9 protein-coding genes are annotated in these 14,574 nt (G+C 41.8%); all 9 read right to left on the bottom strand.

The window, feature by feature from the left end; all coding sequences use genetic code 11:
• Nucleotides 1–150: 150 nt before the first annotated feature.
• The 9 genes from J0J35_RS02475 to glyQ all read right to left on the bottom strand — a co-directional run bounded on the left by J0J35_RS02475 (nt 151) and on the right by glyQ (nt 14,573).
• Nucleotides 151–1,752 carry a hypothetical protein gene (locus tag J0J35_RS02475; protein WP_206917535.1) on the bottom strand — a complete coding sequence of 534 codons (1,602 nt, stop codon included), beginning with the start codon at nt 1,750–1,752 and terminating at the stop codon, nt 151–153.
• A 329-nt stretch (nt 1,753–2,081) separates the two neighbouring features.
• On the bottom strand, nt 2,082–2,183 hold the full coding sequence (locus J0J35_RS11775) for an LPXTG cell wall anchor domain-containing protein (RefSeq protein WP_181965417.1): 102 nt from the start codon (nt 2,181–2,183) through the stop codon (nt 2,082–2,084).
• A 67-nt stretch (nt 2,184–2,250) separates the two neighbouring features.
• Nucleotides 2,251–3,720: a DUF6273 domain-containing protein gene (locus tag J0J35_RS02465; RefSeq protein WP_242534043.1), complete on the bottom strand. Its 1,470-nt coding sequence runs from the start codon at nt 3,718–3,720 to the stop codon at nt 2,251–2,253.
• A gap of 253 nt (nt 3,721–3,973) precedes the next feature.
• On the bottom strand, nt 3,974–7,957 hold the full coding sequence (locus J0J35_RS02460) for a BspA family leucine-rich repeat surface protein (RefSeq protein WP_206917533.1): 3,984 nt from the start codon (nt 7,955–7,957) through the stop codon (nt 3,974–3,976).
• A 344-nt stretch (nt 7,958–8,301) separates the two neighbouring features.
• A complete protein-coding gene (locus tag J0J35_RS02455; protein WP_206917531.1) occupies nt 8,302–9,768 on the bottom strand; it encodes a helix-turn-helix domain-containing protein in 1,467 nt (488 codons plus the stop codon).
• A gap of 159 nt (nt 9,769–9,927) precedes the next feature.
• Nucleotides 9,928–11,139 carry a chloride channel protein gene (locus tag J0J35_RS02450; RefSeq protein ID WP_117517950.1) on the bottom strand — a complete coding sequence of 404 codons (1,212 nt, stop codon included), beginning with the start codon at nt 11,137–11,139 and terminating at the stop codon, nt 9,928–9,930.
• A 176-nt stretch (nt 11,140–11,315) separates the two neighbouring features.
• Nucleotides 11,316–11,555 carry a DUF896 domain-containing protein gene (locus J0J35_RS02445; RefSeq protein WP_004257921.1) on the bottom strand — a complete coding sequence of 80 codons (240 nt, stop codon included), beginning with the start codon at nt 11,553–11,555 and terminating at the stop codon, nt 11,316–11,318.
• A gap of 16 nt (nt 11,556–11,571) precedes the next feature.
• On the bottom strand, nt 11,572–13,605 hold the full coding sequence (gene glyS, locus J0J35_RS02440) for a glycine--tRNA ligase subunit beta (RefSeq protein ID WP_206917521.1): 2,034 nt from the start codon (nt 13,603–13,605) through the stop codon (nt 11,572–11,574).
• Complete coding sequence (gene glyQ / locus J0J35_RS02435) at nt 13,605–14,573, bottom strand: glycine--tRNA ligase subunit alpha (RefSeq protein ID WP_019292765.1); 969 nt, start codon at nt 14,571–14,573, stop codon at nt 13,605–13,607. The genes glyS and glyQ overlap by 1 nt, the downstream gene beginning before the upstream one ends.
• Nucleotide 14,574: the final 1 nt, after the last annotated feature.

Below are 14,574 nucleotides of genomic sequence, written 5' to 3'. Positions count from 1 at the left end.
AAAAAAAATTGAAAGTGTTCGTTTTAAATATAAAAAAACTTCTCAATTACTGAGAAGCTTTGTATTATTGATATTCAATGATAACGGGAGAATGTACCTGCTTTATTTTCTAAGTTGTCCTCATCAGTAGCTTGGGACTCCTCACAGGTATTATTTTTGCATCTCTCCAATCTGTGAAAGCATGAGCGCAGGAAGGACGTCCCTTATTTCATTAATCTCCCATTTTCTCCATTGTGGTGCATCACTGATTACGCTCCAACCGTATACTTGCGTAATGCCGAAATCCTTACCAGCAGTTGTACGTGTCCAGAAATCCGGTAAAGAAGGGGGCTCCGCTGTGTTGCGGTGTCTCTTTCCATCATAAAAAAGGATGTCAACTATTGACAGAATAAATGCTGTCCTTTCTCCTCGCTCATCTACTCGAGTAATGTAATCCTCAATATCAAGAGCATCACCACTATTCAGCTGGTGCTCAAGTTCCTCTTCATCAATGCCTCTACCAGAACCATAACTTACAGGAAGAACACGACGTTGGAGTTGAGCAGGAAGTGAATTATAGTAGGCATTAGCCGTTTGCCTCACATTAGAGCTCATATAGTCTGTTGTTTCACCAAAGTTGCTTCGTCCTATACTTTGCATAGGTACAACCAAGTGTCCGCCGCCATGGGGACCTATATAGCCATATTCTACCCCTTCCACAAAAAAACTTTCATCTGGCTGAATATCGCCATTGAAGTTTGGAATATTCGTTTCTCCCATACGATTAACCAAATCTCTGGCTCGCGCGGTATCTCCTCCTTGCTCAAAGAAAGTATTAATATTGTCCTCTGTGGGCGAAACCATGTTCCCTTGGACAAGGATAGCATAAAACCAAGAGCCTGGCGTTGCTTTAATCGCATCTGCCATATCTGCCTGGTCGATAAGATAAGAGGTGGCCTGGCCAGGTTGAAGGTAAGAAGCCCAGTAAGCCCAGCCCGTTTCTTCATCTACGACCCAATAGCGCCCTATTTTTTCATGTTCGTCTAAGCCTTCCCATACTGCCATCGTTATTGGGGGGCGTTCTTGCAGCAGGGTGTGTTGAACATCTTGTTCTACTGCCCGTCCTGGGAAGAGCGGACTTCTATCTTCCTCAGCTTCTTCGGGATCATAGTTTTTGAAAGTTGCATGCTGTCTCCAATAACCTTCAGTCCCATCTCCAGGATGTGTTGCTCCTCCTTCTACATAGTCAAGAGCATCTCCCGCTGCTGCAGTCCGCTCATCACCACGATCATGATTGAAAGTTGGCATATAAGGAGCCCCTCCAGATATTGCCATATTTCGAGCAGACATTTCATGGACACCCTCACCTGAAAAACCAAATGTCCAGTCCGTATAAGACTCAAAAGCATGACTCGGTGAATCCTCATTCCGTCGATGAATATCACGGGCTGAGGGCTGCCAAACTGTCCATGACTCTAAGTTTTCTCGTTCGGCATCAATTACGATAGATTCTCCATTTTTTGAGAGAAATTCTTTGAGTTGGATACGGACAAGTAAGGGCTCATCTCCATAATTTTCGACAAAGACATCCTTGTTTTCCGTCTCACGGTTGTAGTAGTCGTGAATACGGCCAGCGGCACCTTCGTTATTTTGCCCTTCACGGTCATTGATGGCTTGTTGGTTGAATGATTGAAAGGCAAATGTGCCTCCAATTAAGCCAAACAAAGCTAAAAGTGCGATATTGCGTAGTTTGCGTTTCTTTTCTGGGTTCATATTTTTTCCTCATTTTATTTGTTAGCCTCAAAAACAACTCGATTATTTAAGTTGTTTTTAGACGCAATAAAAATAGCGGAAAATTACGTCTGTCTGTCTGTCTGTCTGTCTGTCTGTCTGTCTGTCTGTCTGTCTGTCTGTCTGTCTGATTATAGAACATCACAGTCCCTCCATCAAATTTTTTGTTGAAATTGAGTAATACCAACAATATATATAATATAATTGTAATATTTCTGTTATTAAATTCAAAATAATATCAGGCATAAGTAAAAGAAGAGAAGAGTCTCTCTTCTTTTACTCTAGACATGTTTTTAAATTTGAGATACACTCTACTTCACTTTTCTTCGTTTAAGCCATAATGTTAAAGCGAGTATTAAGTTGGCTAAGCCGAGTGCACCAAACAGTCCTCCAATTTCTCCTGTCCTTGGCAATCTGTCAGTGATTGTTTCCTTAATATTTTCTCCACCAGTGGAGAAAATAATACTGAGAAGCTTTGTATTATTGATGAATGATTAGGGCAGGACGAACTCCTCCATCGGTAAGGTAAAGCATACGGGTACGAGCGCCATTCAACTGGCCCTCGAGAGTCACAAACCAAGCACCCGTGTCAGTACTAGGAGTACGTAGCCACCACCAGCCTAGATCATGAGAGCCACGTTGCGCATGGTTAGGGAAACCTAAACCTATACCAGACAAGCGTGCCACATCCGCAAGAGATAAGGCAAAAGCACGAGCTCTTCCACTCGGTACAACTACAGTTTCATCTGCCGCAACGTCTCCTATAAGATTATTTGGTAGCCAACGTGCGCCACCAGTAAATGTAACGCTGTTATCTACTACCATACCTGTTGTGAAAGGGTCAGCCACAGGTTGAACTACCTCTCGAAGGTCAGCTGGGATTTCAGAGTTGAACCATGTTTCTAGACGTCCCTCCTGTCTCTCTTGCTCAACCCAAGAAACAGAGCGAATAGTTTCATTTCGGATAATCATGTGATTGCCACTGCCTTGATTTTCAAGATAGCGGAACATTTGGGCATCTGTTCCATCAGAATTAGCTAGGGTAAAGCGTCTATTCTCACCAATCGCATCACTCATACGGTTAAAATTAAAGGCTCTTGTATGAGCAACTGTTGTTGGTGCTGGATTACCTGTGCCACGTTCTCGAATTTCTTCAAGAAGGTCACTGACTGCTCCTGTAGCTGGTTCCTCTTGGAATTCTTCACTTACACTAATCAAATCACTTTCTACGTGGATAGCATAATAGTATGGACCATTGATATTATCTGCATCAGGTAACATTTCTGCTGCATCAAGTAGGTAGGAGGTTGCTTGTCCACCATTGAGCTGATTTGCCCAGTAAGCCCAACCTGTTTCATGGTCGATAACCCAGAAGTTGCCGACTTGGTTTGTGCCTTGCCACTCTTGAAGTGTCATTGGGGTAAGGTCTTGGGGCAGAGTTTGTGTTGTGTGACGTGTTACACCTGCTCCTGGATAATTATTGTTACTGTTGTCATAGCTGCCGCCTTCACCCCATTGGTCAGATTTACCGTTTCCGGGGTGTGTAGTTCCATCTGCTTCGTAGTCTCGGGCATCTCCTGCGGCAGCTGTTCTATCGTCATCGTAAACCATATTAAAGGTTGGGAGATACCACGGTGCCGTTCCATTCCCTTCCCAACCAAAGGTAAGTTCAGAATAGCTGTTAAAGGCAGCACCCACTCCTGTGCGTTGCTTAAGATTATCGGGTTCTGGGATATAATAAGGCCATCCTTGCGTATTTTCACGACTTGTGTCATCAACCAGCTGTCGCCAATCATCACTTCCACGTTCACGGACTTCCATGAATTCAGACAGACGAAGACGAACCATGATGGGTTCTTGCCCGAAGTTTTCCACGAAGACATCCTTGTTTTCTTCTTCACGATTAAAGTAGTCATGAACACGTCCACCTACAGCAGTTTGGTTTGTCATCTCACGATCATTAATAGCCTGTTGGTTGAATGATTGAAAGGCAAAAGTGCCTCCAATTAAACCAAGAAGAGCTAAAAGTGCAATGTTTCGTAATTTACGTTTTTTTCTGGTGTCATATGTTACTCCTCATTTTAACTTATGATTTTTTAATATCTTTCTTATTAAATTCAAAATAATATCAGATATAAGTAAACGAAGAGGGGCTCTTCTCTCTTCGTTTACTATAGATACATTTCAAAATCTTGAATAAACCCTACTTCAGTTTTATTCGTTTAAGCCATAATGTTAAAGCAAGCATTAAATTGGCTAAGCCAAGTGCACCAAATAGTCCCCCAATTTCTCCTGTCCTTGGCAAATTATCAGTGCTTGTTTGCTTATGTTCATCCTCTTTATTGTCCGAATGATTAGGCTCTTCTTTCCTATCATCACCTTCACCAGAAGTACCATTTCCATTTGTCCCGTCTCCGTTGTTGGATTCAGTACCTCCATTATTACTTTCTCCACCATTAGTAGCACCATTGCCGTTGCCTCCTCTAGCTTTAACTGTGATTTCAGCTGTAGCTTCCACACCGTCATAAGTGTAAGTCACTTTATAAGTGCCAGCTGTATCTGTGTCTACGGTACCTTCTACCGTGATACGATTAAAGGGAACAGTTTCGCCATAACGATCCGTGGCGCTGACAAAGTTATCTTGGGCAGTCCAAGCCTCGCCCACAAAGAGTGAACTATCTTTGACCTGCACAGAAGTTTGGCTTTCCTTGACTGTAATTTCTGCTGTCGCACTGACTCCGTCATAAGTGTAGGTCACTTTATAAGTGCCAGCTGTATCTGTGTCCACAGTCCCCTCTACTGTGATGCGATCAAAGGCAACAGTTTCGCCATAACGATCCGTGGCGCTGACAAAGTTATCTTGGGCAGTCCAAGCCTCGCCCACAAAGAGTGAACTATCTTTGACCTGCACAGAAGTTTGGCTTTCCTTGACTGTAATTTCTGCTGTCGCACTGACTCCGTCATAAGTGTAGGTCACTTTATAAGTGCCAGCTGTATCTGTGTCCACAGTCCCCTCTACTGTGATGCGATCAAAGGCAACAGTTTCGCCATAACGGTCTGTGGCGCTGACAAAGTTATCCTCTGGCTGCCAATCTTTACCAATAAATATACTGCTGTCCTTGACTTGAACATTCGTTTGGTAAGGGACACGACGCCAAGTTCCAGTGGCTTCCCCGGCTGTTCCTGATAAGGTCATTAAGTCTTGAGAGCTTAACCAATCCGCTGGGCCTCGCAATACATTGTTTTCTATTATTGGACCTGTACCAAAGTCAAATAAGGTATTTTGTCCTGTGAAGGCTTCGAAGCCTTGCGTTTCTCGTTTCCAAGAGTTGAGTAAACCTGTGCTTGTTGTCTCCGTTGGCAAGTCTGAGTTGGTAATAACGGTATTTGCGCCTAAACGAAGCTCATCTAAGGCATTTATAGCGCTGAAGAGACGGGTTCTGTTGTTCGCTTGGACATTCCTCGTATCAAAGGAGGACATGTCTATTTTTCTTAAGGCGCTAGCCCCATCAAACATAGCTTCCATATGAGTAAGGGCCGGTGTTTCAAAGGAGGTCAGATCAAGTTCAGTCAAAGCATCTGCCAGCCAAAACATCTGTGTCATATTTTTGACTGCTCTTGTGTCAAAGCCGCTTAAATCAAGACTCTTGAGATTGCGTGTGTGGGCGAACATCAGAGACATATCTGTGACAGCGCTTGTATCAAAGTTATCTTTATCTAAAAGCAGTTCTTCTAAATCACGTGCTCCCGCAAACATGTGGTTCATGTCTCTAACATTTTCTGTTTTGAAATGGCTTAAGTCTAATTTATCGATACTTTGGGTATGCATGAACATCATACCCATATTTGTCACTTGTTGGGTGTCGAATTTTGATAAATCTATCTTTTCTAGATTTCTTGATTCGGCAAACATGTAAGTCATCAATCTTACATTAGACGTTTCGAATGAAGATAAATCAAGCGCTCTTATGTTGCGCATTTCCGCAAACATGGCATTCATATCTAGGACTTGACCTGTATCAAAATGAGAAACATCTAACTGGCTTACGGCAGTGTTACGAAACATGCCTTGCATATCACGTACATTCTCTGTTTCAAAAGAATCTAAGCCTTTAATTTCTTGTAAGGAAGAAGCGTGCGAGAACATGTCTTCCATATCAGTGACTTTGCTTGTATCAAAAGAGGAAACATCTAACTCAGTTAAAGCTATTGCAGCATGAAACATCATAGCCATATTGGTCACGCTACTCGTATCAAAGGAAGATAGATCAAGTGCTTTTAATCTAGAATTATTAGTTTGACCAGCTGCCCCTCTGAACATCCAGGCCATGTTGGTCACACCTTTTGTATCCAGATAGGAAAGATTGTCGATAGTCTCAAGCACTTGCATCTCGCCAAAGATGTTAAATAAGCTCTTATTCCCACCAACATTCACGTTCCCTGTGAACACGATATGCTCTACTTCGGCTCTAGGAACATTTCCCCACGCTGTATGAGCAGGATTTGTGATCGTGCCGCCTTTAAGCGTTAATGTTTTTGTCGGTTCGTCATAGCTGTATTCCACTTGGCCTAAAATCATGGGCACGTTAGGCTGCCAGACAAAGGTGTCGGCTTGACTGCCGTTGAAAGTGCTCTGTAGTTCTGAAGAAGTCCAGATGTGCGACCCGTTAGGACGGTCTACTGTACCTGTTCCAACATTTCGCCAACGTCCAGTGAATTGCGCATTATTAGGAACAGACACCAAGGAAGTTCCTATCATGCTTTGTATGGCCGGGCCTAGGGTCAATTCCCTCAGGTTATTGGCATTATTAAACATAAAGTTCATCCCGCCCGGGGCCACACTACTGGTATCAAAGCTAGAAAGGTTCACGCGTTCTAAATTAGTCATGTTGGCAAACATGTGCTGCATATTTGTGACCTTGCGGGTGTCAAACATGGACAAGTCCAATGCACTTAGCCCACTTCTATACCACCAAGAACTGCCACCGAACATACTGCTCATATCGGTGACCTCGCCTGTATCAAAGGAGGAGAGATCTAAGGTTTCTAAACCACTCGTACCTGCGAACATACCACTCATATTGGTCACCTTCTCTGTATTAAAAGAAGTAAGGTTCAATGTTCTAAAATCCGATTGACGAAACATGTTCCGCATATCAGTGACTTTGCTGGTATTAAACCTAGATAAATCTAGGTCAGAAATACTCCCTCCTATTACCCATTGAAACATGCCACTCATATCTGTAACTTGACTGGTATCAAAGGAAGGAGGAAAGGATAGAGAACCAGAATCCCTTAGCCTGAACTGATCGAACATATATCTCATATTCGTGACTTGGCTTGTATCAAAAGAAGACAAATCCATCGTCCTAGAGAAGTTGACCCTTTGAAACATCCCTTCCATATTTGTCACAGCGCTTGTGTCAAGTCCAGTGAGATCTGCACGTGTCATACCACTTCTAAACATGTAAGACATATCCGTCACACCGGTTGTGTCTAATAAAGGGAGATTGATAATATCCAAATAAAAATCTACAAATCCAAATGCTGTCGAGTGACCATCTACATATAAATCAAAAAGGCCTGATAAACTCCCCCCTTCTACATCAACAGAGTCCTCAAAAATAATTCTCCACATTGTACCCATATGAGTACCAAAAGGTCTGTCTTGGGGATCTGTTATCGTTCCACCACGAACAAGCACGGTGGGTATCCAATGTGATCCCCCGCCTAACGCATTGTCTTCCCATTGCATTTCTATCCTGACGTCAACATCTCCCCATATTTTCCCTTCCCATGGTAATGATAGCCAGGGCATATTCTCAGCAGTTGCTTCCGACCCAGCTGCTTCAGGTTTAGCTTCTCTGACTGGTGGCACAGGCTTTTCTTCTGGAGTAGGTTCTGCTACAACATCAACTTCTTCCTCCTCATCCTGACTCGGATCCTTTTCCTCAATGGTGTCCTCAGGTTCTAAAATTTCAGGGATTTCAGGAATCTCAGGATTTAAAACATCTGGAAGCTGCGTTTCATCCCCTGTAACCAAGGACGTATCAAGCGAGAAACTCTCGGCTAAGACAGTTGTTCCTTGGAGAAGAGGATTACCCACAAGCCCCGCCAATACCGCAAGGGTTAAGAAGTATCTGCTTTTACTTGAAAATCTCATCTTTTTATTCTTTTTTACTTTCATATTCTTGTCCTTTATTATCATATTACCGCTATTCATCGCTTTGTTTTCAAAATAGAAGCACTAGGGATAAGACGAAAAAGCGTAGTATATTAGTCTGGCTGGGCTGGGCTGGGCTGGGCTGGGCTGGGCTGGGCTGGGCTGGGCTGGGCTGGGCTGGGCTGGGCTGGGCTGGGCTGGGCTGGAAGATTATAGAGCATGGCTTTTACCTCGTCAAATATTTTGTTACTTTTAAAAAACAGGCTTAACATTTATAATCCAATCGTAATATTTCTCTTAATAAATACAAAATGATATCCGCAGAAGAACAAAAAAAGAGGGATATGTCCCTCTTGCTCTATTTATTCTCAATTAAGAATTGCTTTCTTTTGAAATTTGGCTTTTTTTAAGTTTTCGATAGAGGTCAGTAGCTCTTCAAAGTCATACTCACTGGAAAACTCGGAAAGGACATAGACAAACTTTCGACTGTCATTTCTTTTACTTGAGATAAGCAAGTCATAGCTCTGTCCTTCATGGTAATGTTCCAGTTTTATCTTTTCCACTGCTCTGAGACGATTTTTAAGATAATGTTCCATGGGGATTTGATAGGCTGGCGTATCAGACAAGTCATAAGCCACTGTCAGTTGTTGGGCAGATAAAAGTTCCAGCAACATCAAAGCATTGCGATAGCCAAAGATGAGTTCAGGCAAATCCTGCGTTTTGGGAATATAACTTAAGGCGATTTCTTTGAGATTATCCAGCAAATCTTGAAAACTCTTGTCGACCCAGTTTTGCTTATGACTGAGCAACGCTTCCTGGCTCTTTGTAAAGAGGCTGCCATGGAAAAAGGCAAATTTATTATTGACTTGTGCCAGCTGATAACTAATGGCTTTTTCCTCTTCAAACCCTAAACGATGGGGACGATAGTGGTTCAGCATACGTTCTCTTAAAGAAATATTCAAGAGAACAGTGGGAATTTTTTTACTGCGGAAAATATCAAAGCGGTAATAACTTTCCTTATCTAAGATGAAAAAAGACAGGAGAAAACTGTAGAAAAAGATTGTCTCACAATTATTCTTGCTCTGTTTATCATAAATGTATTGATAAAAAAGAGAATCCAACAGCTGATAAAGGTGATCGTCTTGATAGATTTTCTTCATTTCCAAAGATTGAGTAACTTGAATATCTGTAAGTTTACGCCTTTTTTCTGTAATGGCTAACCAACGGTAAAGTTTATCTTGGCTGCTTGCCGAAAAGGTTACTTTTAAGGTTTCTTCGAGTTGCAGGATAAAATCAACTTGAAACTTCGTGACTTGAAGGAAGTTTGGTCGAAATTTAGGATGAAGCGAATCAAACAGCAAGTAGTAAAAATAGCGAATCTGGCTTTCTTCGCCCAGCAGCTTATTATTTTTAATTTGAAGCTCAAACTCGGCTAAAAGTTTATTTAGCTCTTTTATTTTGCGGAACAAGGTTGATTCACTGACCAGTAAGGCTTCTGCTAGTTCAAAAATCATGTAATTTTTTTGTTCAAAAAGCAAGAGAAGCATGCGATACTTAATGCTGTCTTGGATTAAAAAACTGATGACTTCATCTAAACTTTGAGACTCCGCCATGTTTAGGGCTAGTTTATTGTCCTGGCGCATCACTTCCATAGGTTTCCCCATCATCTGTCCCAGATAAGAAATGTCCTCTAAGTAACTTTCAATCGAAGGTCGAGAGAGATTTACCCCCTCACACAGTTCTTGCGCGGTTATCTTATCCCGCTTGAGGACCAACTGGCGTAGAATCTTAACCTGTATTTGCTCTTTTTTTTCAAGTAAAGCTTCGATATTCACAGCTGCTCCTCTTCTTTTCTAAGCCTACGTGTTTCGTAGGCGTTTTCATATTCTCTTTCTATTTTATCACTTCGCTATATTTTGTGATTAAAAATTGCTCATTCTGGACATAGGAAAATAGACAATAAAAAGAATAAGACCAAAAGCCTTATTCTTCTGTTAAACTTCTAAATTTAGTTTTCCTTGTGCATAGATCGAAGCATTACCATTGAGAATATAGGCAATGGTCACGATTGGCAGGATATATTGTACCGTACCAAAGCCAAAGACTTCTGCAGCGATGAAGATTGAAGCAAAATATGAGTTGGTTGCTGATGAAAAGACTGAAACATAGCCAGCAGCAGCTACCAAGCCAACAGGCAAGCCCAAAAGTAAGGCTAAGGTTGCGCCCAAACTTGCACCAATCGCAAAGAGCGGTGTTACTTCTCCACCTTGGAAACCTGCTGAGATACTTAAGACAGTGAAGAGCAATTTCAGAAGCCAATCATAGGCATTGATATGTTCTCCATTAAAACTCATGGAAATCAGGTTCGTTCCTAGACCTGCATAACGATCAAGATGGATGAAGATGAGACCCAAGCTCAAAATCAGTCCCATAAGTAAGATACGGCGATAAGGATTAGTGAGTTTACTTGCCATATAAGTCTTCATAAAGGCTAAGCCTTGCGCAAAGATGCGCCCCACCAAGCCAAAGCAAATTGCCACAACGAGCAGCTTCAGAAGTACCAACGGATCAATATTTAAGTCGGTATTGACCGCAAAGGAAAATTTTTCTAAACCTAAAGCATGAGATGTCGCACTGGCCGCATAGGAACCAACCAAAGCGGGGAAAAGTGCGATATATTCAATCTTGCCCACCATCAGGATTTCAATAGCAAAGAAAGTTGCAGCAATTGGTGTTTGAAAGAGACCGGCAAAACCGGCTGCCATCCCCGTAATCAAAAGCACTTTTTGTGCTTCCTTGGAAGATAATTTCCCACCGACTGTATGGCCAATCGTGGCACCAATCTGGACAGCTACACCTTCTCGTCCAACACTGGCACCAAAAAGGTGCGATAGCCAAGTTGAAAAGATAATCAAGGGTACCAAACGCTTAGGAATATCTTCTCGTCCTTTATTTCCCGCTTCAAAAATCAACCCCATTCCTTTTTGACTGTCTTTACCAAAACGTTGGTAGACATACACAATCAAAAGACCAGCTAAAGCCAAAAAAGGAAGAAAATACAAGGGATTTGCGTCACGTGTCTCCGTAATATAAATCAAGCCACGCCCAAATAAAGCATCGACAGCTCCAATGATTACCCCAATCACAAGAGCTAAAACGGCATAAAGAACGGCCCATCTTGAGATTCCAATTTTTATATTTTTCATTAAAAGTAATTCCCCTTACCTGTATAATAATAGCAATAATGCAGAAATCAAAAAATCGATCCTGCCTAATAAAATGTTCAGGCAATTCCGCTGGGAATTGTCGTCTAACATGAGCTCCTTCAGGAGCAAATCTGGGAGCGTATTAAAAACAGGCCGAGCACAAAGCTCGACCACTTTTAATCACGCATACCTTTGGCGCGTTGAATGTCTTTAAGCTTTTCTGGTGTGATGTCTTTGCCATCTTCATCCACCAATTTTACTGCTTCAACTTGACCGCGGAGATTTTCACGTACGCTATCAAGATAGATACGGCGCAATTCAGCACGTTCTGCAGTTTCGGCTTCTGTTAGTCCTTCTGCTTTGTGTTTACGTGCAAGTTCATTGATACGTTCCACTTGTTCATTTGTGATTGCCATAAGACTAATATCCTCCTTATTTTGTATTGATTAAACTAAAGTCAGCCATTGTTCCGGTAAGTGCTGACAGCTCTGTAAGCAAGGCCAGACGATTGTGACGTACTTTTTCATCTTCTGCCATAACCATTACATTTTCAAAGAAATTGTTAATGGCTGGAACACCTTTGTTGACAAGAATATCATATTTTTCAGAGGCAGACAAGTTTGCCCAACCTGCTTTAAGTTCTTCTGTAGCTTTGTAAAGCACGCCTTCAGCATCGTTCTCAAAGAGCTCAGAAGAAACCGTTCCGACATGATCGGCTTTTTTCGCCAAGTTGATCACACGTGAAATATTTTCAATAGCTGGTTTAAAAGTTTCTTCGTCCTTATGACTGTTAAGCATTGGCGCAATTTCCATCATGTTAGCAATATCCATTGTATCTGCCGCAATTGTTGCTTCAACAATATCGTGACGGATTTTCTTATCCAGTAGAAGTTTTTGCACACGACCTTTGAGGAAATCAATAACTTGCTCTTTATTTTCATAATCAAGTGTGGCGATAAACTCAGAAAAGTCAAAGTGCCAGTTGAATTTCTCAATAATACGTGTCAATCCTTGCGCTGCACGACGCAAAGCGTAAGGGTCATTCGAGCCTGAAGGAATTAAGCCTGCGCTAAAGAATGAAAGAATGCTGTCGATTTTATCTGCAGCAGCCAAAACACTTCCGACAGCAGTTTCCGGCAAATCTCCTTCAGCAGATACCGGCATATAATGCTCACGAACTGATGCTGCTACGTTGCCATTCTCTCCTGCAAGAAGAGCATATTTTTCACCCATAACGCCTTGAAGTTCATCAAATTCACCAACCATACCTGTCAAAAGGTCAAATTTATAAATATCTGCTGCACGCGCCACATCCGTCTTTTCAGTTTCTGTCAGCTTGGCAATATCTGCCAGATGTGCTGCAATTGCTTTTGTACGAGCCATATGTTCTGTGATTGAACCGATTTTTGCATGGAAAGTTACATTTTCAAGTTTCTTCACAAGATCTGCAATTTTTAATTTTTGATCTTCTTTCCAGAAGAACTCAGCATCTTCCAAACGGGCAACCAGAACTTTTTCATTGCCTAAGATGACGTTTTTCATACCTTCAGCATTACCATTACGCACGGAGATAAAGTGCGGTGCGAGCTTACCTTCTGCAGTATAAACTTCAAAATAACGTTGGTTATCACGCATTGAAGTAACCAGAACTTCTTCCGGAACTGACAAATACTTTTCATCAAAGCTACCGACAAAAGCAGTTGGGTACTCGACGAGGTTATTGACTTCTTCAAGAAGTTCAACGTGTTTTTCGTCTGAAAGTTCAACTTTCCAGCCATGTTCAGCTGCAATTTTTTTGATTTGTTGGCTAATTTCAGCTTTACGTGCTCCAGCATCAACCATAACAAAATTATCAGTCAAAACTTTGGCATAATCTGTCGCATGTTCAAGTGTAAACTCTTGGTTTGAAAGGAAGCGGTGACCACGTGTTGTATTTCCTGCAGTCACATCAAGAATGTCAAAGGGAACCACTTCGGCATCTAGTAAAGAAATCATCCATTGGATTGGGCGCACGAAGAGGAAGCTATTATTTCCCCATTTCATGTAAGTTTTGAACTGCATTTTAGAAATGACTTCATCGCCAACTTTTGTCAATATTTCTTGTGCAGCTACGCCCGCAATATGTTTGTTTGCGAAATAGTAATCGCCCTTGAGGACCAATTCGTCAGGTGTTACGCCTTGTCCACGAGAGAAACCTTGAATGGCTTTTGACCAGTTTCCTTCAGCATCTTTAGCAATTTTAGCAGATGGACCTTTGACTTCTTCGTCCATTGCTTCGGAATTTTCAGCAAGTCCTTCCACCAAAACAGCCAAACGACGTGGTGTTGAAAATTTGCGGATAGCATCAAATTCTAAACGATTTTCATTCAAAAAGTCCGAAAGACGTTCTGCCAATTGATTGATTGCAGGTGTTACCAAGTGGGCTGGCATTTCTTCCAAGCCAATTTCGAGTAAATAGTTTGCCATTATTTTGCCTCCTGTTCTTCTGCCAATTGTGCCAGAACTTTTGTATATTTCCCTTTTTCTCCCAGATATTTCTCACGTAAGTCTTCATCTTTTAAAAGTGGGAAACCAAGTTTAGCACGTTCTTCAATAAATGTTTTGGCAACTTTACGCGCCATTGTACGTACGCGGTGCAGGTAGCCAGCACGTTCAGTTACCGAAACTGCGCCACGTGCATCCAAAAGATTAAAGGTATGAGAGCTCTTCAAGATAAAGTCATAAGCAGGGTGAACCAAACCTAAATCCAGTAATTTAAGTGCTTCTGCTTCGTACTTGTTAAACAAGTCTAAAAGCATATCTTGATCAGACTCTTCAAAAGCAAATTTTGAGTGCTCATATTCTGGTTCTTTGAAAATATCACCATAGAGTACGCCATTTCCCCATTCGAGATCGTAGACACTGTCAACTTCTTGAATAGCTGTTGCTAAGCGTTCTAGACCATAGGTAATTTCAGAAGTTACAGAATCCACTTCAATACCACCCACTTGTTGGAAATAAGTAAACTGTGTACATTCTTGTCCATCAATCCAAACTTCCCAACCAATACCGGCACAACCCATTGATGGATTTTCCCAGTTATCTTCAACAAAACGAATATCATGCTCCAAAGCATCAATCCCTAGGGCAGCTAAACTTTCCAAGTAAAGTTCTTGGATATTTTTGGGTGAAGGTTTCATCACCACTTGAAATTGGTGGTGTTGGAAAAGACGGTTAGGATTTTCACCATAACGTCCATCTGCAGGTCGACGTGAAGGTTGTACATAAGCTGCTGACCAAGGTTCCGGTCCATTTGAACGCAAGAAAGTATAAGGACTCATCGTTCCTGCACCAACTTCGTTATCGTAGGCTTGCATCAAGTTTGCACCTTGCTTAGACCAAAAAGCCTGCAAAGTCAGAATCATATCTTGAAATGATAATTTATTATTTGACATT

It is taken from the genome of Lactococcus sp. LG606, assembly GCF_017309645.1.
Taxonomy (GTDB): Bacteria; Bacillota; Bacilli; order Lactobacillales; family Streptococcaceae; genus Lactococcus; species Lactococcus petauri.
This window is presented reverse-complemented; position numbering and strand designations above follow the sequence as displayed.

Bases quoted from the DNA above. Each gene is read 5' to 3' on its own strand.
- J0J35_RS02475 (WP_206917535.1), bottom strand. From the start codon at position 1,752: ATGAACCCAGAAAAGAAACGCAAACTACGCAATATCGCACTTTTAGCT.
- glyS (WP_206917521.1), bottom strand. From the start codon at position 13,605: ATGGCAAACTATTTACTCGAAATTGGCTTGGAAGAAATGCCAGCCCAC.
- J0J35_RS02445 (WP_004257921.1), bottom strand. From the start codon at position 11,555: ATGGCAATCACAAATGAACAAGTGGAACGTATCAATGAACTTGCACGT.
- J0J35_RS02460 (WP_206917533.1), bottom strand. From the start codon at position 7,957: ATGAAAGTAAAAAAGAATAAAAAGATGAGATTTTCAAGTAAAAGCAGA.
- J0J35_RS02465 (WP_242534043.1), bottom strand. From the start codon at position 3,720: ATGACAAACCAAACTGCTGTAGGTGGACGTGTTCATGACTACTTTAAT.
- glyQ (WP_019292765.1), bottom strand. From the start codon at position 14,573: ATGTCAAATAATAAATTATCATTTCAAGATATGATTCTGACTTTGCAG.
- J0J35_RS02450 (WP_117517950.1), bottom strand. From the start codon at position 11,139: ATGAAAAATATAAAAATTGGAATCTCAAGATGGGCCGTTCTTTATGCC.